At 31.6% G+C, this 21946-nt stretch carries 16 protein-coding genes and 2 pseudogenes; 5 read left to right on the top strand and 13 right to left on the bottom strand.

Annotated elements, in window-relative coordinates; all coding sequences use genetic code 11:
- Positions 1–11: 11 nt before the first annotated feature.
- The 7 genes and pseudogenes from BST83_RS11610 to BST83_RS11635 all read right to left on the bottom strand — a co-directional run bounded on the left by BST83_RS11610 (position 12) and on the right by BST83_RS11635 (position 9895).
- Complete coding sequence (locus BST83_RS11610; RefSeq protein WP_104809936.1) at positions 12–1850, bottom strand: RagB/SusD family nutrient uptake outer membrane protein; 1839 nt, start codon at positions 1848–1850, stop codon at positions 12–14.
- Between the two features lie 38 nt (positions 1851–1888).
- Positions 1889–5113 carry a SusC/RagA family TonB-linked outer membrane protein gene (locus tag BST83_RS11615; RefSeq protein WP_170062781.1) on the bottom strand — a complete coding sequence of 1075 codons (3225 nt, stop codon included), beginning with the start codon at positions 5111–5113 and terminating at the stop codon, positions 1889–1891.
- Between the two features lie 459 nt (positions 5114–5572).
- A pseudogene (locus tag BST83_RS11620) lies at positions 5573–6459 on the bottom strand (IS1595 family transposase).
- 165 nt (positions 6460–6624) lie between these two features.
- Entirely contained in the window at positions 6625–7668 is a 1044-nt protein-coding gene (locus tag BST83_RS11625; RefSeq protein WP_104808384.1) for an IS5 family transposase, read from the bottom strand.
- Positions 7669–7778: 110 nt separating this feature from the next.
- Positions 7779–8414 (bottom strand): IS4 family transposase, encoded by a 636-nt coding sequence (locus BST83_RS20690; protein WP_240614735.1) that lies wholly within the window; start codon positions 8412–8414, stop codon positions 7779–7781.
- The gene (locus BST83_RS20695; protein WP_240614736.1) at positions 8369–8866 is read right to left on the bottom strand and encodes a DUF4372 domain-containing protein; all 498 of its coding nucleotides are present in this window, start codon (positions 8864–8866) and stop codon (positions 8369–8371) included. The genes BST83_RS20690 and BST83_RS20695 overlap by 46 nt, the downstream gene beginning before the upstream one ends.
- A gap of 150 nt (positions 8867–9016) precedes the next feature.
- Positions 9017–9895 carry an IS982 family transposase gene (locus BST83_RS11635; protein WP_104809939.1) on the bottom strand — a complete coding sequence of 293 codons (879 nt, stop codon included), beginning with the start codon at positions 9893–9895 and terminating at the stop codon, positions 9017–9019.
- A 202-nt stretch (positions 9896–10097) separates the two neighbouring features.
- Here BST83_RS11635 and BST83_RS11640 point away from each other — a divergent pair, with 202 nt between their 5' ends.
- Positions 10098–12614 (top strand): hypothetical protein, encoded by a 2517-nt coding sequence (locus tag BST83_RS11640; RefSeq protein ID WP_146092165.1) that lies wholly within the window; start codon positions 10098–10100, stop codon positions 12612–12614.
- 928 nt (positions 12615–13542) lie between these two features.
- On the opposite strand, the gene BST83_RS11645 is transcribed toward BST83_RS11640, so the two are convergent.
- Entirely contained in the window at positions 13543–14592 is a 1050-nt protein-coding gene (locus tag BST83_RS11645) for a T9SS type A sorting domain-containing protein (RefSeq protein WP_104809941.1), read from the bottom strand.
- A gap of 282 nt (positions 14593–14874) precedes the next feature.
- Between BST83_RS11645 and BST83_RS11650 the strand changes: the two are divergent.
- Positions 14875–15335 (top strand): annotated as a pseudogene (locus BST83_RS11650) (IS1595 family transposase); the annotation flags it as partial.
- A 4-nt stretch (positions 15336–15339) separates the two neighbouring features.
- Here the strand turns inward: BST83_RS11650 and BST83_RS11655 are convergent.
- The 3 genes from BST83_RS11655 to BST83_RS11665 all read right to left on the bottom strand — a co-directional run bounded on the left by BST83_RS11655 (position 15340) and on the right by BST83_RS11665 (position 17005).
- Positions 15340–15477, bottom strand: a complete 138-nt coding sequence (locus BST83_RS11655; protein ID WP_104809942.1) for a T9SS type B sorting domain-containing protein — start codon at positions 15475–15477, stop codon at positions 15340–15342.
- Entirely contained in the window at positions 15474–15701 is a 228-nt protein-coding gene (locus BST83_RS11660) for a hypothetical protein (protein WP_104809943.1), read from the bottom strand. Before BST83_RS11660 ends, BST83_RS11655 begins: the two co-directional genes overlap by 4 nt.
- A 123-nt stretch (positions 15702–15824) precedes the next feature.
- Positions 15825–17005, bottom strand: a protein-coding gene (locus BST83_RS11665; protein ID WP_437438454.1) for an IS3 family transposase whose coding sequence is annotated in 2 segments (ribosomal slippage) — positions 15825–16720 and positions 16720–17005 — 1182 coding nt in all. Because the reading frame shifts where the segments join, the coding sequence is not laid out codon by codon here.
- A gap of 686 nt (positions 17006–17691) precedes the next feature.
- On the opposite strand from BST83_RS11665, the gene BST83_RS11670 reads away from it, so the two are divergent.
- The gene (locus tag BST83_RS11670) at positions 17692–18141 is read left to right on the top strand and encodes a hypothetical protein (RefSeq protein ID WP_104809944.1); all 450 of its coding nucleotides are present in this window, start codon (positions 17692–17694) and stop codon (positions 18139–18141) included.
- 28 nt (positions 18142–18169) lie between these two features.
- Positions 18170–18688, top strand: a complete 519-nt coding sequence (locus BST83_RS19915; protein ID WP_104809945.1) for a response regulator — start codon at positions 18170–18172, stop codon at positions 18686–18688.
- Between the two features lie 174 nt (positions 18689–18862).
- Here the strand turns inward: BST83_RS19915 and BST83_RS11680 are convergent, their stop codons facing one another.
- Positions 18863–19786: an IS1595 family transposase gene (locus BST83_RS11680; protein ID WP_104809946.1), complete on the bottom strand. Its 924-nt coding sequence runs from the start codon at positions 19784–19786 to the stop codon at positions 18863–18865.
- 16 nt (positions 19787–19802) lie between these two features.
- Between BST83_RS11680 and BST83_RS11685 the strand changes: the two genes are divergently transcribed.
- Positions 19803–20336 (top strand): RNA polymerase sigma-70 factor, encoded by a 534-nt coding sequence (locus BST83_RS11685; protein ID WP_104809947.1) that lies wholly within the window; start codon positions 19803–19805, stop codon positions 20334–20336.
- 208 nt (positions 20337–20544) lie between these two features.
- Here BST83_RS11685 and BST83_RS11690 read toward each other — a convergent pair whose 3' ends face one another.
- The gene (locus BST83_RS11690; protein WP_104809728.1) at positions 20545–21588 is read right to left on the bottom strand and encodes an IS5 family transposase; all 1044 of its coding nucleotides are present in this window, start codon (positions 21586–21588) and stop codon (positions 20545–20547) included.
- Between the last annotated feature and the right edge of the window lie 358 nt (positions 21589–21946).

A 21946-nucleotide genomic window follows, 5' to 3' on the forward strand; every position in this document is an offset into this window, starting at 1 on the left:
TTTAGTTAAGTTTACCATCCTGGGTTTTGTGGGAAATCAAGAGAAAACCTTGTTATAGAAACAGGAAAAGGCAACAAATAATGTTGATTTTTAAACACATAAGGTTGATTATCTTCACGTCTTACAGAATTATCGTCAATAGTATTAGTGTTACCACTAGCAAGGTCAAATCTTAAAGATTGAATTTGAATACCGTCTTTTAATCCAGCTCTTTTCCATCGTCTAATATCAAACCAGTACACACCCTCATAAGCTAATTCTACATTTCTTTCATTACGATATAACAACCTAAATGGAGAATCTGTAGATAACTCACAACTTCTAGGTAGCGGATTTCCAGCGTAAAAAGGTAGGACTGTTGCTACATCTGGCTGACCAGCTCTACGTCTTACTATATTTACAGCATCTTCTGCGCTCATACTTGATCCTAGTGCTGATGCCGTATAACTTCCTGTGCTTTCATATACAGCCTCTGCATAAGTCAAGTAAATATCTGATAAACGTAAAAGTGGCGTAGAATAAGATGCTTGTTTAGGGTTTGTTCTAGTCACACCCTCATCTAAATATTTCCGCATCGCATTACTATTCTTTGTATCATCTTCCTTCATCTTAGCATCAGAAAGGTTAAGCGTTACATTATCTATTCTATCATTGTGAACATAAAATGTAAAACGGAATCGTTTGTCTCTATCATCCCACCTTCTTAATGGGTCATCATCATAATCTAAACTATATCGTGAACCGTCACTCATTTCAAATTTATCGAGATACATTTGAGAACCAGAAGCTGCTTGCTGCCCTGTTAATTGTCTAATACTATGACTTCTAGCAGCCGATTGACTTACCGGGTTAGGTCCAGTTACTTGAAAAGGTCTGCTAAATAATACTTCTTGAGTTCCAGGTTGTACGCCGTTTGAAGTTGTAAAAACTTGTCTGTAGTTTTCCCAAGGTGTTAAACCATCAGCATTTACAACTGGCATCCCTTCTGGCTGGCGCCCAATAATACTTTTTGCTAAATTAATAGTCTCTATACAAGCCTGTGCAGACCTATCTAGTAGTTCGGTGTTATAAGATAATGACCCTGTAGCTTCTTCATTAAATAAAGGGCTTGCAGAAAATTGTAGCGTTTTAGCTTTAAAACCAAGACACACAACACTTGTAGGACGACCGTAATTTTGATTAGGTGTAGGCCAAACACTAGGTAATAATGTAGAAGCTTCTTGAAAATCTTCAGCAATTCTTTCAAAACAGGCTTGTGTATTTCTGTAAGTCTTACCATCTTTCTCGTAAGTCCAATAACGTTGCATATTCTGATTTTCAGAAGAAATCACTTCATCAATATAAGGCATTGATCCAAAACCTCTTATAATCTCATAATAATAATACCCTCTAAAAAATAAAGCCTGCCCCTTTATCCAGTTTTTTTGTTCCTGTGTTAATTGAGTTTCACGCTCAGACTCCAATTGCATTAAACACATATTTGCAACACGTATGTTTTCAAAAAATCTTAGATAAAGCCCACCTAGAAATAATTGAGATTCTGCCGCAGGGTAAATACCTCGGTTTTCTACAATATACCCATAATTACCTCTGTTTGCTTGATCTACACTTTGCCCTTCTGGTGATAGTGCTTCTCCTCCAACAGAGTGTGATGCCCTAGCACCATGCCTGTTATAATCTACTATGTTTCTCAACAAGATATCTTGAAACCCTTGAAAATTCAAATATTCTCCAAAAATTTGATCTTCAGTAATTGCCGCTTCTGGAGGAATGTCTAAATATTCCTCACAACCAAAAATTAAAAGCATTAGCCCTAAAGCTAAACGTGGTATATTTATAACCTGTTTCATTTTATTTAATATTTTAATTTTTTTATCATTTCTTTTTTTTAAAACTGAGCATTCAAACCTATATTTACTTGCCTTCTAGTAGGATAGTTTTTTCCTGGTCTATCTAAACCAACACCATCATCAGGCATATTAGTAATGAGGAATAAATTTCTTCCATTTACATAAAACTTAAAGTTTGACATCCCTAAAGGTTTAACCCATTTTTGAGGTAATGAATATCCTATTTGTGCAGATTGTAATCTTATAAAAGACCCATCTTTTTCATGAAACTCACCAGTAGGTGTGTACAATTTAGAATCTAACGAAAGTGCCGGGAAACCTGGATTACTGTTATTGTATTCAGGAGACCATGTCTCACCAATTAAAAAATCAGGAAGAAATAAATTGTCTGCTAAAAACACAGAAGGCTGTACGCGACGTGTTGCATTGTAAGCACCCGCAAAAAGAATAGTTAAATCAAAGCCCTTAAAATCACCACCAAATGAAAAACCAAAGTTGTTTTGTGGATATGTTGGGTAACCATAAGCTGGATTATCATAAGCCCCATCATATCTTCCATCAGAATTAAAGTCTATTAAAGCTATATCTCCTGGTAATATGTTTTCATTAGCAACATCATTAGGCCCTCCAGTATAACTATACAAATCATCCCAGCTGTTTATAAAACCTGCTCTTAAAGGAGAAAATGTTTGATCTATAGGAAATCCTTCTGGTCGTTGATGTGGTAATGTTAATTCTGTAGATTCTCTAAATATTACTTCACTTCTAGCTACAGCCCAATTGGCAGAGACCCAATAATTAAGTTCGTTATTTATTGTATTTCTATAGGTTATTAAAACTTCTGCACCGTGAGATTTTGCTCGCCCAACATTTGCAGCAGGCGCTGGTCTACCAAAAAGTGGTGGCACAGTATTTTGTCTTTCATTTGCTCCAAGAAGCATATCTTCTCTTTCTTCTTTAAAAAGCTCAACAGTCAAGTTCAGTTTATTATTAAAAGCTGCAAAATCGAATCCAAGGTTTTGCTTAACAGCTATTTCCCAACGTAAATTAGGGTTTCCAGGGTTTCCTTCCTCATACCTTCTATTTGGGTCATTAACGGTATACCCATCAGGATAACCATAATAACCTTCATCTAAATTATTACCACCCCATCCCCAAAATTCATACAGAGTTAAATACGGCCAAGTACTGCCTGTATCAACTCTATCATTACCTACGGTACCATAGGAATATCTTACTTTTAATCGATCTAACCAATCTACATCTTTTAAAAAGTTTTCTTCAGATATCATCCAACCTACAGCTCCCGATGAGAAAAAATCAAATCTAAAACCAGGACCAAACTTTTCTGAACCATTATAAGAACCGTTTACTTCTATAAAATATTTACTGTCAAAATCATAGGTTACACGTCCAACCCAATCTTCTCTCTTTTCAGGAAAATTACTACCTCTTTCACGAAATTGACGACTGAACATGGCCAATCCTGTAAAACTATGTTTATCAAAAGACCTATTATATCTTAAGGCTGCTTCATAATACAAATTACGTTGAGCTTGGCCAATAAAACTACCTCCACGAACAGTCTCAGCATCATATGTATTAGGTTCTTTTATAAAACCAAACCCTGCAACTCCCGCATTAGCTGGGTCTTCAAATGCTGTAAAGTCACTTACTGTTCTACCATCTTCTAGAACGGTATATTCTCCTAAATCAAAATCATAAGAACCTCCTAAAAGATAGTAATCCTTACCAATTATTTTGGTTGTATTTCCACTATCATTTACTTCTTTTCCTCGGGTTCTAAAGGTATTATCATACGCTAAACGTCCAGTAAACTGTAAGCCTTTAGTAATCACTTCCAATTCTTGTGTTAAAACATAATCCATATTTATAGTTGTAACCGGATTTGATTCTACACCATTAAAATTAAGCTCAAAGTAAGGGTTTGAAGTTCTAAATCGCGCATCACGAGTTCCATATACACCGTCTTCATATTGAAGTATTGGAGAGTCACCAGAATATTGAGAGGTACCAGAAAATAAGCCTTCTCTTGCATTTGGTGGTGGCGAGGTGGTTACACCATAAATACCATTAAAATTTGCTGCTAATTTTGTAGATTTAGATAATTGAAAATCAAAATTTGATCTAACATTAATTCTATCATAAGAATATGCTGGAACGTATCCCTGACCAACATCTTCAGTCTTTAATAAATCACCAACATGGTTATAACTTGCCGAAGCAAAATACTGAACCTTTTCAGACCCTCCTGAAGCCGTAGCGTTAACACGGTAAGATTGAGCAAAATCCTTATATAATAAATCTTGCCAATTTATATTTTGGTACGCATAAGGATATGTACCATCTCTATAATAGCCAATTTCTTCATCAGATAAATAAATTTCATTAAAAAGTCCTTGATTAAATCGTCTGGTGCGTTCTAGAGCAATATTTCTAGCTGTAGCACTTTCTGGCACATTCACAGTTTCTATTTGATCTGAAGGTGTTTCAAAAGACATTTCTGCCTGAATACTAAATTTTGATTTTCCTGCTTTACCACGTTTAGTAGTAATAAGTATCACACCATTACCCCCTTTTACACCAAATACTGCTGTAGCTGAGGCATCCTTTAATACGGATATACTCTCAACCTCACTAACGTCAATATTATTCATATCTCGTTCCACACCATCAACTAAAATTAATGGTCCAGAATTATTCCATGTTGTTTTACCACGAATTAAAATTTCTGATTGTTTAGAAAATTTACTTGGCGTTTGTGAATCAGCCCCTGGCATTCCAGAAACAGAAAGCACAGATAGACCAGGAATTTGTCCTGTTAGTGCATCCGTTAAATTTGATATATTTCCTTGTACTGTAAGATCGTCTCCTTTAATTACACCAATAGCTCCTACAACGCTTTCTTTCTTCTGAGTACCGTAACCTACTACGACTATCTCTCCTAGTGCCTCAACATCAGGCTCCATAGCAATATTAATTTCGGTTCTTGTTCCAATTTCAACCTCTTGACGTTTATACCCCAAGTACGAAAGTTCTAAAGTAACATCACTTTCTTTTAATGGTAACACATAAATACCGTCAAAATCAGTCTGAGCACCACGCTGTGTGCCTTTAACAGCAACTGTTACTCCTGGTAACGGTATATTAGATTCATCAACAACTTGCCCAGTTACATATCTATCTTGCCCTAAGACATCATGCATAGACAAGATGGATAGAAGTACGAAAAGATAAAACATGACCCCTTTCGGTTTTTTATTCTTTACATGTAGAAGCTTTTTTAAAAATTTATTTTGTTTCATAAAATAAGTATTCATTTAATTAATTTAGTTTTATTGAACGTTAGTTTATAAATTACAGCTACCAGCTTTAAAGGGTACCCTAATTTTAATAGAGCGAATATAGCTTACTGTTATTAATTAGGAAATAATTAACACTTAATATGAACTTAATTTTAAATTAATTTTAAATTAGAAATAAATGATTTTACTATTTCTTACCAATAGCGTCCTAAATAAATTTAGAACTCTAAAATTTCAACCATTTCATTGACTCTCGTGGCTGAAATGATTATTTTTCAAAATAGCATCCCCTGTATTAATTTTGGAGGAGGTTCAATATGTTCTTCGAATGGTTTATTTAGCCACTTTTGAAGATCTATTTTAACAAATAAGTTTATTGAGTTATTAATTTAACTACTATATAATCTGTTTGTGGTATAGCGGTTTATTGTTTACCATCTTGATGATTAGATTATTGAATATGACTCTTTAGATTGTAAGCGATTAATTCTGTAACAAAACTCATCAAAATATTTTTGAATATGCTTTTTACTAACATGTGTTGGCATTGTTCTTAACCATGATTTTGTTTGATGAATTATAATATGTAACGTTTTAAAACTCTTCCCTTTGTTACTTTTAACTTGAGTAATATCGTACACTTTTTTTAATGGTTCATAACCTCTCCATTTATCCGTAAATATTTTTGCAGTTGTATTAATATGCTCTTCAAAAATTGGTGTTAAAGATTTACAAGAGTAGTCATCTATTGATTTTATATAGACTCGCTTAACTCTTTGTTTATATGTTAACTCAACTGCTATAAATGCTTTTTTCTTTTTAGAGTCATAACTTCTACCTTGCTTACCTTCTTCTTTTCCTCCAACGGTAAACTCATCTACATGTACTAGTTCTGATAAAGGATATTTCTGACTGATTTCCAACGCTGTTCGTACTTTTTGCATATAAAACCAAGAGGTTGTTTGACTTATTCCATAGCGCTTTCCTACTTGAACACTTGATAAGCTTTTACTACTTGTACTCATTTCAAAAACAATACAAAATGCTTTTTGTAAGCCAAACTTAACATTATAAAATAAGGTGTTTGCCGTGGAACCTTCCACATATTGACAGCCATAACAATGGTATTTGTAATCTTGCTTTAGACAACCCTTTTCGCTGACACATTTCATGCACTTAAAACCATCTTGCCATTTTATTTTTGCCAAATAAGCTTTACATGCATCATCGTCTGGCAATTCTTTTACAAAGTTTAGTATGTTTTGTCCTTTAAATTCTTTCATAGTACTATATTTACCAGAACAAGGTACATAATTTAAGACCGTTGCAAAAAGCGAACTTAATTATTTTTACTTTTTAGAGTTCCCTTTTTTTTAGCTAAAACATCGATTATGCTATTTTTTTTCTATTTTAAGTGAGTAAATGCCTTTTTTAGGCTTCATTTTTCCTTAATTTTTACAATTAGACGCAAATATCCCTGGACTTCGATATAAATTGTAGCATATTGCCTCCATCAAATTTTGTGTATGCATTTTTTTCATCCCTCTATATCTTGCAATTCCACCTTTAAACCATAATTTTATTCCTCCAAAAGTACGTTCTACTTTAAACCTTGTTTTTCCTATTAATTTATTGAATCTAGTTTCCCATTTTGTTAACGGTTTATTTTTTACCGCCTTTTTAAGGATATGATTCTTTAAATTACGCTTCTTTAAAATCGCAACATTTTTCTTTGATTGGTACCCTTTATCAGCCTTTAGAGGGATGCCTTTTGGTAATGCTACATTTACAGTTTCTAGAACTTCCTCCAAATTTGCAATCTCATTTTTGCTGGCAGTTGTGGTTAGTACTCCTAGAACAAGTCCTTCGTTATCCGTTACATGATGCTTTTTAAACCCAAAATGGTACTTTCCTCTTTTCTTTAACCAAGTACCCTCTTTATCGACACTATCTGGATATTCTTTGTGTACTTCTACTTGGTCTGCACAGCGGTCTTCGGTTACCTTAAAATTTGTTTTTCCTTTTGGTCTAAGTGGCGTATCTATTACACTAGCGTCTATTATTAAACCTGTTTTTACAATGATATTATGTGCTTCTAGCTGTTTGTTTATGGAGGTAAATAATTTTTCGAAGGTTTGTGTTTTGGTTAATGCGGTTCTAAACCTACTTAAAGTACTATGATCTGGAGCAACCTGTTCAATGGTCATCCCACAAAAATAACTAAAGGAAAGACTGTCATTTATTCGGTCTTCAACTTCATAATCGCTTAAACCATACCAACTTTGTAAAAGACACATTTTAAAAAGTAATGTCCCATCATAAGAAGGCTTGCCAGTGGCACTTTTTCCTTTTAAATAATCATTATTTATTAGGATAGAGATCGTATCCCAATCGATAAGGGTGTTTATTTGGGTGAAAAATGTCTTTTTAATTTTTCTTGCTCGTAAATCGCAAATGCTATCGGCTAAAGTTGGTTGTTTTTGTATTTTCATACACTAAATTTACAACTTAATATACTTACAATCAAATATTTAACATAAATAATTACGTGTTATTTTTGTGCTTTTTATTAGGTACTTCCTTGCAACGGTCTTAAGTTATATTAATAACTCAATAAGTTTAATTTAATAAAAGCAACCAAGTTTGATAGATACCAGTCAAATTTAAACTGAGCTTTTACTGCCTTATGAATCAATATTGTTATTAAAGCCGTCCAAATTTGAATCATTACTGCATTTTCAGATGTTCCGATAAATGATTTGATATGAAGCAATTGATTAATATCTCTAAAAAATATTTCAACCTGCCATCTACTTTTGTATAATTCACTGATTGTATTTGGTGACCATTTAAATTGATTGGTTATTAATTCAATAATTTGTTCGTTTTCTTGATCCCAAACAGATACTCTTCTTAATTTATTTGGAAATTTAGTTTTGGATGCTTGATCTTTTAATTCTATTATTTCATCTTTCATTATGTGTTGATGCAAGTTCTCTGGCAGTCCTTTTTCTTGGATTGTAACATATTGTAAGTTCTCTTTGTGTCGAATTACGAAAAAGACACCTTTGCTGTCCCAAACATTTAAAAGTGAAAAATCATTGTAAAAACAATCTGCAACGATAACGCTACCTTTTAACAACGTTACATCATAAGCCCCCTTATTATCAGCTGTCTTACCATTGGTACTGTTTACATAAGCAGGTAGATTACCGTCAAAATCGAGGAGTGTATGCATTTAACCCCTCCTTTTGAAGTTTTATATCTTGCCCAATCAAAGATGCTTAAACACAAATTAATTGCGGTAGAATCCAACAAGAATATTTTTAATTTACTTTTGAATTTTACCTGCTTAAATTTAGGATGCTGTCCTAAACTTTGAAGTAACTGAAAATAGTATTCTTTGAACAGGTTGCAATCTCTATTTTTATTCTGGTAACTGATTGATGATTTTGAAGGTGCTTTATTAACTCCCAAGTGATTTAAATTTCCAGTGGCAGAACGAAGTCCATTACTTATATCTCGAACAGATTGACTTTTGGCAAATTGACAAAATAACATCGAAACTAAATGATTCCAACTGTTGTAACCTTTACAATGCTTATCTGTTTGTTTATGCTTCACTAATTTATTGAATTTACAACGGTCTAATTTTGATATTACTTGGGAAAACCGAGCTATATTTGACATAAGAGAGCGTTTTTTGTTGTGCAACTCAAAGATAATTTGAGATACAGGATTCTCTCTCTTAATTTTAACTTTTTTATTAAACGTTTAGCACGCTATTGATTTCCTACAAACTTAGCATCAAACAAACTTATAATCAAACCCGTTGTGCATTTAAACAATATTGACTTTTAAATTGTTTATATTCCTATTAAAGACAAATTTGTTAATGTATTGAATGATAGTTAATGCTGTTAATTTTGAGAGAATCCTTGTCTTAAAACCTTCAAAAGTTTTCGCATAATTATTCCGTATTTTAAACTGGTCACAAAGTTGAGAAAACAAGGTCTCAATTCGTTTTCTTTTCTTCCTAAAAATATACGTTTGTTTTTTGTAATTCTGTTGATTTTTACGCATTGGAACTTCTAATTTAATTTGTTTACTCTCAAATAAATCTAACTGATAGTCAGCACTTAGGTATCCTTTGTCCCCTAAAACCACACAGTTATTAAACTGATTTTTAATGTCTTTTAAATAATGAATATCATGTACAGAAGCTTTGCTAATATCAAAACTTTTAAACACGCCATCAATAGAACAAACAGCATGTATTTTATAGCCATAATAATGCATGTTTTGACTAGCACAATAACCTCTATTTGGGGCTGAATAAAAGTACTCCTTACAAACTTTACTTCTCCCGCTTCTTGAGAGTTTTACAATCTCCAAAGGCATACTATCTACTACATAATAGTTTTCAAACTCCGTGAATTTATTGGAGAGTTGAGTTCTTATAAATTCAATGGCAAAAAATAATTTTCGCTTCCGTTTATTGTAAACTGATCGCTCTATTTTAGCAAACAAATATTCTGGAATATCCCGAAACAACTGACACTCAATGTCTATACCCATATATTCTGCTGCTAAATTCATAGCGATTAATTCAATGTCTTTTAGTTTTGGTTTCCTGTTTTGACGTAAAAATTGTTCCTTTTCTGTAATTGTGGCTAAGACTTCTAAAATTTTATTGTAATTTGCTCTAAAGTTATTCATCGTATTTAATCGATTGATTGTCAATTAAATATACGACTTTTAATAGTCAAATGAATAACTTTTTTTAACTATTTATAATGCACAACGGGTAATCAAATTTGATTTAATCATGATTTTTAAAGCACCTTATTGCTTTAAGAATAAAATATAATTATATTGCAGCCAATTAATATGAAAAAATTAAGACACTAACATGAGAAGAATGAGAAAACCGCTATTATTGCTGATTTTTACATTAGCTCAAATTGCATTTGGTCAAGATTCCTTAGATGAAGGACTGTTTTTTTATGCTTCTGAAGTAAATCAAGATCAAAGAACCTCTTTAAACCTTAATCCAACAGAATCTTTTCATTTTAGAGAAAAGTTTAGCTTAGAATTTGAGGTGAATTTTCGTACTCCAGTTGTTAGGCCGTATGGAAATATCTTCAAAATTATTTGTAATGACCATGTAAATATAGATATGGTTGCCAATTTGAGCAGTGAAGAAGACAACTTCTGGCTATCCATAAAAGATAAGATTTTGTTTAAATATAAATGGTCTGACCTACATAAAGGTGACTATAATAAATGGATGAAATTCAATCTTGAAATTGATATAGAAAATTCTCAGTTAGCCATGACCATTAATGGTGATAAGATTATTAAAAGTTCTGAGAATATAGAAGATTTAAAAGACTTTAAAATAATATTCGGGAAAAGCCTTTATAAAAACTTTTCAACCACTGATGTTTGCCCGATGAGTGTTAAGAACATTAAAATAATTAATAAAAATGGCAATCCTATTCGAGATTGGGCATTAGGAAGACATACAACTAATAATAAAGTATATGATAAACTCAATGATGATGAAGCGATTGCAAAAAACCCAAAATGGCTCATAGACCAACATGTATTTTGGAAAAAAAACAAAACATTTACTTTTCAAAACCTTCTTGGTAGCACCAAAGATAAATACAATAACCGTGTTTTCTTTATTGATGCTAAAGGCGTTCATGTTTACTCCTATGAAACCGATACCCTTGAAAGTTATAACTACCAAGGAAACCCTTTAAAATGTCAGTCAAATAGTTTCATGTATAACCACTATACCAATGAGCTTATAACTTATTCCATTGACGAATCAACTTATAACGTATTTAATTTCGATAAGTTTAAATGGTTAAATCCAGACAAAGCGTGTATTGAGACCGCATATACGGGGCACAACAAAATAATTTCACCAAAGGACAGCACATTAATAACTTATGGCGGCTATGGCTATTATAAATACAAATCTTCTCTTAAAAGATTTAAACCCGAATCTAAAGATGTTATTAACACTGAACTAAACAATGAAATCCCCTCAAGATACTTAAGTTCAATGGGAGTTTTAAATCCAGATACCTTTTTAATATTTGGTGGTTACGGAAGCTCTACAGGTAAACAAGGGTTAAACAGTCAATTTTATTATGACCTCTACACTGTGGGATTTGAAGATTCAAAAGTCAAAAAACTTTGGGAAACAGATAATGTACCTACAAGACCGTTTGTTCCTGTTAAATCTATGGTTATAAACAATAATTCTGATACATTCTACACACTTATATATAACAATACTATTTATAATACAAGCTTAAAACTTGCTCGTTTCGGAATTGCTAGTCCTGAAATAACTATATTCAATGACTCAATCCCGTATGAATTTATTGATATCAAATCTGATGCCGATTTCTTTTTAAACTCAGGTAAAACAAAATTGTATACGCTAACATCCAAAGACAATAAAGCTAATTTATACTCATTAGCCTACCCGCCTCTATCATCACTTGATTTATATCAAAATGAAATTGCACCACCAAGTAATTTATTGAAGTACTTCGTCTTCGGTTTTATCGCTTTCATTTTATCTGTTATTTTAGTGATAATCGTTAAAAAGATTAAAAAATCAAATAAACCAGTAACAAAAACGGTTCCTATAAACGAAGAAGCTCTTGAGTTTACACATTCTAAAGTCGCGAAAATAAACCAATCGTCTGTTTATTTAATTGGTGGTTTCCAGGTATTTGACAATTTAGGAAATGATATTACTGCCCAATTTACACCCACATTAAAAGAATTATTTATTGCAGTTCTTTTATCTGGTATTAAAAACAAAAAGGGCATTTCTTCAATTAAATTAACTGAATTATTGTGGCCTAATAAATCTGAGAATAATGCTAGAAATAACAAAAACGTTAACATTAGTAAATTAAGAATACTATTAGAGAAAATTGGCGATATAGACATTAACAATGAAAATGCCTATTGGAAAATAAATGTGGGCGACTCTGTTTTCTGCGATTATAGTTTTGTTAGACATTTATTAGACAATAGCATTACTACTAAATTAGAAAATGAACAAGTTTATAAACTTTTAAGCATTGTCTCAAACGGAGAAGTATCACCTGATATTCAATCTGAATGGATTGATGATTATAGGACAGATCTTTCAGATTTAATAATAGATAACCTTATCAGAATTTCTAAAACTCAAAAGGATTTGCAACTCCTTGTTTTAATAGGGAATACCATCTTAAAATGCGGGTTTCTTAATGAAGATGCTATTGCAATAAAATGTAAGGCACTTTATGATTTAGGTAAAAAAGGAAGTGCTAAACGCGCTTACGATGAGTTCAGTAAAGAGTATTTTGATGTTTTGGACTCAAATTATGATAAGAGCTTTAACGAGTTAATCAATTAACTTTGTTTTGAACCCATTTACAATATAGTTTTTTTCATTTTTATTTCTGCATTAGCCTTGTTTATATTAAAACTTCTTAATAAAACTAAACACTCTCTATATAAGGTTTAGCAACCTCATAAAGTTAGTGATATATAAAAACAAACCTCTAACCTAACCTAGGTTAAATGACTTATGGAACTGCGCAAATGCTAATGGCTCTGTTTTCTTTTTGACGAGCTACTACTTTCTTGAATAATTTAATGAATTAACTGTGCAACATTTGAATTTAAAATTTTAGCAGGTTTTAACATTGTAATCTACAACTAACAAAGGAATAGATCTTTTTTTTAAAACATTTAATTACATAAAACAGGAAGAGTTTCAAAAGAAAAAGAATTATATAAACACATAAAAAACGCATCTCTTTGTGTCTTGTACTAAATATCAAAATAAGCTATATAATTCGTTTCAATCTCAACTATAACTTATAATGTTTTACTAATTACCAATCATTGTTAAAATAAGCTATCAGTAATTTGAATTATATACCGATAAGATGAATAGAAAACCAAAGTACAACCTAATTATCGTTCTATTTATATTGAAACCTAACGACTGCGGCTGGTTGGTATAACGTTTTATTATTTGGAATCCTTGTTTACACTAAAGAAGAAGAAGATAAATGCTGCAATAACGTTAAATACAGCTAAAATTAAAAGAAAAATTTTCATGCTATTGTTATAGATAAACCGAATAATTGTTAAAAGCAATACACCTATAGCAATAAGATGAATGCAAATTTTTAAAATTTAACCCTCCCAAATAAACCCGGCAGCCAAGTTCTTTCTTATGAACAGTAAAACCATATTTTTGTTTATTGTTTTACCAAATAAAAAAAGAGAGCCTAAGCTCTCTTTAATTTATAATTTGATATGCTATTAATCAATTATTTCTTTAATATTTTTCTAACACCAACACTACCGTTAACATCAGCAATTTTAAGGATATAAAGGCCTGCACTTAAACTAGAAACATCAATTCTAGATAATCCAGCACTTTCTAAAACACTTTGACCTAGTAGATTTACTATTTTAACAGTAGATATAGCTGTTTTAGACTCGATATTAATAACATCTGAAGCTGGGTTTGGATATAATTTAAAGTCTAATACTTCCTTGTCATCTAAACTTAATATTGGTGAAGTACGGTTTGAGTTAGTTACAATTACAGTAACCACACCTACTATATCAACACCAGTATCCGGATCTTGACCTGTTACACCTTCAATTTCTGTATAAACTATAGTGCCAAAACTGCCAGCAACAATTTGTCCAAGTCCTTCATGTGTTTCAAGAATAGCTTTTCTATCAGCATATATGGTTAAAGTACCTTCATCAGCAATGTTGATTACACCCACGCCACTATTCATTGAGTTGCCAGCAGCATGAAATTGATCCAATTCAACAACACCACCATCAAGAATATTTAATTCACCTGTACCAGCGGCATTAGCATTTTCAAAATTAAATCCAAACATACCACCCATTACTTTTAGTGTTCCAGCAACTGTTAACGTACTTTGGGAGCCAGGATTAAAACTCAACCACATGTGGTTATTCCAATTTACTACACCTCCAGCTTGGATTTCCATCTCTGCTGGCGTAGACCATCCAGCTGCACTCCATCCTTGATTTCCAATAATAGTAAAATTTCCTCCATTAGCTACAATTAATTTACCAGTAGCTACGCCGCCACCGTCACCCAGAACAAGCTTAGCGCAAGTTGCACTGCCGTTTATGGTAATGTTATCGGCATTAGTAGCGCCTCTAATTTTAACTTTATTACCTGCTACGGGTGCAACCGCTGTGCTCCAGTTAAAGGGCTCGGCCCATGTTCCGTCTCCTAGACCGCCATCATTTGTCCATGTAATATCTTGCGCAAATAACGCTGATGAAAATAAGGTCATTGTTAATAAAAATAGTACTTGTTTTTTCATAATAATGTAAATTTAGTTATTAAATAATTTATGGTACAAATATATTCGGAGATATTAAAAACAAAATAATTAACACGTAATTATTAATTAATAAATAATTAATTTGAATAAATTTTATTTTTTTCATAAAACTAGAATTTGAATTCTATAGATTTGATTATATAATTTGTGTGGTTTAAAATTCAAAAGCAACCGAACCAATAAGAAGAAAAATATTTTAATTGTATATACGCAAACACTAATAATTTTTAAATTTTGACTATCTTTGAGGAAAACCAAGTTCTGAATATTTTTAGTTTTACGGTAGAATTTGGCAGTAAAGAAGCCTGTCGCGCACATTTTAAAGAGTAACGCGATAAGCTAGGTGTAGTCTGTAAACGCTGTTCACATACACAGCATTATTGGATAAAAAGCCAATGGAGTTATGAGTGCAAAAAATATAGAAGTCGCACATCCCTGCGTAGCGGAACTATCATGCAGAGCTCTAACCTGTCATTTTTGACTTGGTACAAAACCATGTTTCTATTAACAGCATCCAAGAAAGGGTTGTAATCCAAAGAGATACAGCGCCAATTGGGATTGAAACGTTATGAACCTGTTTGGGCCATTTTCATAAACTAAGAAAAGCCATGAGAGAAAGAGATGACAGATATACTCTTGAAGGCATGATAGAAATGAACGAAGGCTATTTCACTATAGCAGCCTCTGAAAATGCGCATAAAACACAAAAATCAGGACGAGGATGGATTATTGTTTAAGAGTAAAATGTCCTTTAAAAACTTTATTATCTTGTAGAGTTGCAGAAAACCAATAATCATCAGATGGTAATTTTTGCCCATTTATAGAACCATCCCATCCTTTACCTACGGGATTAAGTTCTGTCAATAGTTTTTTCTAAAAGGTGAAGCTGGCAGCCCTTCTTTATTACATAAATTTACTTTTATTGGATTATCTTTCCAAGCATATTTCACGAATTTTGGTGTTTCAATTTTGTCGCTCCAGACCACTACTTTATCTTCAACAATTTTAGCTTTTGCATTAACGAATATTTTGTCATGAGATGCTATTTCAAATTCGTCAAGAAAACCTTGCTCGTTATTTTTTCTCATTAGACCAGGCCATTTGTTATTAAATGAAATAATAATTTTATTATTTTCTATTAAGTGTGACTTATAAATTGGTCCTGAAAAAACTGGACTTGCAATAAAAAGTTGGACAATTAAATGCGAGATTTAAGCGGCTACATTTTGGTTACACATTTCTGTTTCAAATTCGTTAATGGTTTTATATCCCAAAGTAGAGTGTATTCTTCTTTTATTGTACCAAGTTTCAATCCAAGAAAAGATGGATAGTTCTGCCTGAGACCTGTAATTATATTTATGTCTATAAACCCATTCTGTTTTTAAGCTCTTAAAAAACGATTCAGCGACGGCATTGTCCCAGCAATTTCCTTTTCGGCTCATACTCTGTTTTACCAAACCATCATAATTTTTAATATTATCAGTAAACAAATAGCTAGCATACTGAGAACCTCTATCCGAATGGAAGATAAGTTCTTCCGTAATAATATTAGATTTCACAGCCATATTCCATGCATCCATTATAGTGTCCTGCGTTGTTAAATTGTCGCTCATAGACCAGCCTATTGCTTTTCTGTTAAATAAATCAATAATCACCGTTAAATACATCCAGCCCTGCTTGGTCTCTATATAAGTGATGTCGGATACCCAAACTTGATTTGCTCTAGATACCTTAAAATTTTGATTTAAGATATTGGAGGCAATGGGATATTTGTGGTTACTATCTGTTGTATTTCTAAAATTACGTTTCCTTCTGGCATATAAACCATAGGCGTTCATGAGTCTTGCCACTCGTGGTCTGGAAACACAATGTCCTAGTTTTTCCAATGCTTTTTTTATTCTTGGAGCTCCATAACTTTCATAACTATCTTTAAAAATAGCTGTAATCAGCTCAGATAATTTCTGATTATATAGCCAAAGCTTAGAAGCCTTAGCCTTTAACCAATTGTAGTAGCCACTGGTACTAACCTTTAAAACTCTGCACATTTTCTCGACTGAAAACTTAAATTTATGATGTTTTATGAACCTAAATTTTTCCTGTCGCTCTTAGAGAAAATGCTCACCCCCTTTTTTAAGATCTCGTGTTCCTCCGATATGTCCTTTAATTGCTTTTTTAATAAAGCTATTTCCTTTTGTTCATCTGTCAATTTAGGAACCCCTCTAACTGGAAAACTGTTCTTTCCATAGTCCTGGGATTCTCGTCTCCAGCGATGTAATAAGGAGTAAGGAATATCCAGTTCCTCACAAACTTGTTTGACATGACCTCGGGCATAGCTTAATTCTAATGCTTTTTGTTTAAATGATGTACTGTAATTTCTGTTTCTTTTTTTCATGATTCAAAGTTAATTTATGCAATTCTAAATCTCGCAACTTTATGTCCAGTCTAATGTAGTAATTCCATTTTGATACAATTTCTATTTTTTGGATTGGAACTTCAGCTCTTTCAGTTTTATTGGCATTATTAGTTTGAAAAAAAACATAAATTTTAAAAAATAAAAGCTAAAAAATTATAATTTTTGATTTAGGTGGCGTGATTATGAATTTGGATGTAACAAAAACAATTAAAGCATTACATAAAATAGGTATTAAAAAAATTGTCAATAACACAGGCCATAATTACCATCATTCTTTTTTATGATTTCGAAGTAGTGGCAATTAGTGAGGAACAATTCATCGAATCTTTACAAAAATTATCAAAAAAAACTAAGCTTTTTAGAAATTAAAGAAGCTTAGAATGCAATGATATTAGATATTCCTGTTAATAGAATTTTTTTCTTAAAAATTTAAAGAAGGAGTAGAACTTATTCTTATTGAGTAATACCAACATTAGTATTCAGCAATTAAAATATTTAAGTGAATTTAAATGGAAGATAAAAGAATTAGACTCAAAACCCTGTAATTTATAAAATTTAAAGTTTTTCTTTATTTTATAATATCAAAAGAAATACATCACAAAAACACTTCATATTTGCTTTAGATTTGATAAGTACATTTATACTTTTAAATTTAATATGTTGTTTTGAGAACTATACTACTTTTACTCCTCCTTATTCTAAAAAGCATTGCTGCCTTTAGCCAAGAAAACACCAATCTTGACTATTTTAGGAAGCAAGCCATAGAAAACGCACCCACTTTAAACGAAAATAAGAACTTACTAAAGCGTGGTGAAATTGAGAATAGCATTATTGATGCACAGAATAATGCGTTTTTAGTAAATGCAACTTCCGAAGTGTTGGTTGCACCCTATTTTAATACCAATAGCCAGCTGATAGCGATTACCACTACCCCATCCTCCAAAGCTTTTGGCTATGATGTTGGCATTACCAATGGATGTTTATATGCGGCGCAGGTACTTGTGACAAAGAATTTGTTTAACAAAGTAATTACTGAAAATTTACTCTTTCAAAATAAAATCATAAATACAACTATTGCCTTTTTATCCGAAGAACTTACACAACCCTATTCTTAAACATTATTATAGTCTTAAATTTACAAACATGAAATATCTCATAGCCGAAGACGAAATCGATTTGCAACAAGCAATTGTCACCTATTTACAACGTGATGGTAATATTTGTGAAGTTGCATCAAATTTTAGAGAAGCTTCCGAAAAAGCTGCCATCTATGAGTATGATATTATTATTTTAGATATCAATTTGGTTTCTGGTAGTGGTTTAGACATCCTAAAAACACTAAAAAAAGAAAAGAAAAAAGCAGGTGTTATTATTATTTCTGCTAATAATTCTTTAACGGATAAATTGGAAAGATTGGATTTAGGAGCCGATGATTATATTACAAAACCTTTTCATTTAGCACGTCATACATTTGCTACAACAGTCACATTAACAAACGGAGTACCTATAGAATCAGTTAGTAAAATGTTAGGTCATAAATCACTAAAAACGACCCAACACTATGCGAAGGTTTTAGATAGAAAAGTTAGTGAGGATATGCAAGCGTTAAAAAATAAATTCTTAGAACAAAAAATTAATAATTTTAATTCTGAAAATATTTAAGTAATTAATTTCCCACTACAAATAGTAAAATAGTTTTTAAAATAAATTAATTCTTTTATTTAGTTTAATTTACGTATTGTTGATGTTTAAATAATGAACTAATCCGTTTAATTTCATTTAATTTGTGAACTAAATAAACCAATTGATTACTCAAAAACAAATAATTAGTTTGAGTTATACGCTTAGCATCTGTTTTATTTGATTTTGATATATTGGTTTACTTTCTACCATTCTATTAATCGTTTTATGAAATATGCTGGTTTTAAATTGAGATCGATTAATTCTAAAACAAAACTCATCAAAGTATGCTTGAATATGCCATTTACTTACATGGGTTGGTATTGCTCTGAACCATGACTTAACTTGCATAATCACAATGTGTAATTGTTTGAAATTAGCACCATTATTACTATATATTTGGTCAATGTCATACATCTCTTTTAAAGGTTGGTAACCTCTCCATTTATCAGTTACTATTTTAGCAGATGTGCTTATATGCTCTTCAAATATCGGGGTTAATGATTTTGCAGAATAGTCTTTGATGGATCTGATATAAACTCTTTTAACTTTATTGCCATCTGTTAATTCTACTGCGATAACAGCCTTTTTCTTTTTCGTATCATAACTTCTTCCTTGTTTGCCTTCTTCTTTCCCTCCAACAGTAAATTCATCAACATGGATTAATTTCTCTAAAGGATATTTTTGACTGCTTTTCATTGCTTTACGCACTTTTTGCATGAAATACCACGCTGTTCCTTGGCGAATGCTAAAACGTTTTCCCATTTGAATACTTGAAATACTTTTACTACTTGTACTCATTTCAAAAACCACACAAAAGGCTTTTTGCAATCCAAATTTAACTTTATGAAATAAGGTGTTTGCAGTGGCGCTTTCTACGTGTTGACAGTTATAACAATGGTATCTATAATCTACTTTTTCACAGCCTTTGGTATGACCACATTTCATACAAGTAAATCCATCTTGCCATTTTATTTTGGCTAAATACGCTTTACAAGCAGCATCATTTGGTAATTCTTTTATAAAGTTTAGTATATCTTGACCTTCAAATTGTTCCCTATCTCTTGTTTTAAAGGTTATAATATATGGAAATTAAATGACTAACTCAATAATTAGTAAAGACAGTTTAAAAGAAATCTTTGACTCATATTACAAAATGCTTGTGCTTTTTGCAAATCGCTTTTTGTCTTCTATAGGGGAATCAGAAGATCTGGTACAAGATGTATTTATTGATCTTTGGGAAAAGAATAATGAATTTCCAAATGAAATTTCTTTAAAAATTTTCTTGTATAAAGTAGTTCGCAACAAATGTTACAATATTCTTAAACATAATAAAGTAAAAAATAAATATGCAGAAAATGCCATCCAATCAATAGAAGATGACAATTTTTTTATTAAGCAAATCCTGGAAGATGAAACGGTTAAACAACTTTATGATGCTATTGAAATACTTCCAAACCATAAAAAAGAAATCATCAAACTTAGTTTAAAAGGGATGAAGAATAGTGAAATTGCTGAAGAATTAGATATAAAGCTACAAACGGTTAAAACGCTTAAATCGCAGTCCTATAAAATTTTAAGAGAAAAACTGAAAGGTATTGACACTATTATTTATTTTTTGTTGAACTAAAATTTAATCCAAAAAGACACTATTTATAATAGTTAAATCAACAAGTTAGGAGTTAAATGTCTGAAAATTAATAATTTAAGGCCGTTGCAAAAAGCGAACTTAATTAATTTTACTTTTTAGAGTTCCCTTTTTTTTAGCTACAACATCGATTATGCTATTTTTTTTCTATTTTAAGTGAGTAAATGCCTTTTTTAGGCTTCATTTTTCCTTAATTTTTACAATTAGACGCAAATATCCCTGGACTTCGATATAAATTGTAGCACATTGCCTCCATCAAATTTTGTGTATGCATTTTTTTCATCCCTCTATATCTTGCAATTCCACCTTTAAACCATAATTTTATTCCTCCAAAAGTACGTTCTACTTTAAACCTTGTTTTTCCTATTAATTTATTGAATCTAGTTTCCCATTTTGTTAACGGTTTATTTTTTACCGCCTTTTTAAGGATATGATTCTTTAAATTACGCTTCTTTAAAATCGCAACATTTTTCTTTGATTGGTACCCTTTATCTGCCTTTAGAGGGATGCCTTTTGGTAATGCTACATTTACAGTTTCTAGAACTTCCTCCAAATTTGCAATCTCATTTTTGCTGGCAGTTGTGGTTAGTACTCCTAGAACAAGTCCTTCGTTATCCGTTACATGATGCTTTTTAAACCCAAAATGGTACTTTCCTCTTTTCTTTAACCAAGTACCCTCTTTATCGACACTATCTGGATATTCTTTGTGTACTTCTACTTGGTCTGCACAGCGGTCTTCGGTTACCTTAAAATTTGTTTTTCCTTTTGGTCTAAGTGGCGTATCTATTACACTAGCGTCTATTATTAAACCTGTTTTTACAATGATATTATGTGCTTCTAGCTGTTTGTTTATGGAGGTAAATAATTTTTCGAAGGTTTGTGTTTTGGTTAATGCGGTTCTAAACCTACTTAAAGTACTATGATCTGGAGCAACCTGTTCAATGGTCATCCCACAAAAATAACTAAAGGAAAGACTGTCATTTATTCGGTCTTCAACTTCATAATCGCTTAAACCATACCAACTTTGTAAAAGACACATTTTAAAAAGTAATGTCCCATCATAAGAAGGCTTGCCAGTGGCACTTTTTCCTTTTAAATAATCATTATTTATTAGGATAGAGATCGTATCCCAATCGATAAGGGTGTTTATTTGGGTGAAAAATGTCTTTTTAATTTTTCTTGCTCGTAAATCGCAAATGCTATCGGCTAAAGTTGGTTGTTTTTGTATTTTCATACACTAAATTTACAGATTAATATACTTACAATCATATATTTAACATAAATAATAACGTGTTATTTTTGTTTTTTTTTAGGCACTTCCTTGCAACGGTCTTATATAAACAATATTAAAATTAGTATAATTTAAAATGCACAACGGGTTTATTACTTCTGTAGTTAAGCTTTAATGTAATTAGAAAATTAAATTTTAGAGTCCCTTTAAGATCAAAAGTACGAGTCCACACATTTTTCAAACTAAAACCTGGCGAATTTATAAGTTTTACTGACGGCAATAACCAAAAGGTACAATTCAAATTACAGCACATCACAAAGAAACGCCCAAAAGCAAAAAAACATTCAAAGAAAGATCTTAA

The sequence above is a fragment of the Polaribacter filamentus genome (assembly GCF_002943715.1).
GTDB classification, from domain to species: Bacteria; Bacteroidota; Bacteroidia; order Flavobacteriales; family Flavobacteriaceae; genus Polaribacter; species Polaribacter filamentus.

Coding starts and splice junctions, on each gene's coding strand:
- BST83_RS11610 (WP_104809936.1), bottom strand. CDS start 1,850: ATGAAACAGGTTATAAATATACCACGTTTAGCTTTAGGGCTAATGCTT.
- BST83_RS11615 (WP_170062781.1), bottom strand. CDS start 5,113: ATGTTTTATCTTTTCGTACTTCTATCCATCTTGTCTATGCATGATGTC.
- BST83_RS11625 (WP_104808384.1), bottom strand. CDS start 7,668: ATGAAAATACAAAAACAACCAACTTTAGCCGATAGCATTTGCGATTTA.
- BST83_RS20690 (WP_240614735.1), bottom strand. CDS start 8,414: ATGCATACACTCCTCGATTTTGACGGTAATCTACCTGCTTATGTAAAC.
- BST83_RS20695 (WP_240614736.1), bottom strand. CDS start 8,866: ATGTCAAATATAGCTCGGTTTTCCCAAGTAATATCAAAATTAGACCGT.
- BST83_RS11635 (WP_104809939.1), bottom strand. CDS start 9,895: ATGAATAACTTTAGAGCAAATTACAATAAAATTTTAGAAGTCTTAGCC.
- BST83_RS11640 (WP_146092165.1), top strand. CDS start 10,098: ATGAGAAAACCGCTATTATTGCTGATTTTTACATTAGCTCAAATTGCA.
- BST83_RS11645 (WP_104809941.1), bottom strand. CDS start 14,592: ATGAAAAAACAAGTACTATTTTTATTAACAATGACCTTATTTTCATCA.
- BST83_RS11660 (WP_104809943.1), bottom strand. CDS start 15,701: ATGAGAAAAAATAACGAGCAAGGTTTTCTTGACGAATTTGAAATAGCA.
- BST83_RS19915 (WP_104809945.1), top strand. CDS start 18,170: ATGAAATATCTCATAGCCGAAGACGAAATCGATTTGCAACAAGCAATT.
- BST83_RS11685 (WP_104809947.1), top strand. CDS start 19,803: ATGACTAACTCAATAATTAGTAAAGACAGTTTAAAAGAAATCTTTGAC.
- BST83_RS11690 (WP_104809728.1), bottom strand. CDS start 21,588: ATGAAAATACAAAAACAACCAACTTTAGCCGATAGCATTTGCGATTTA.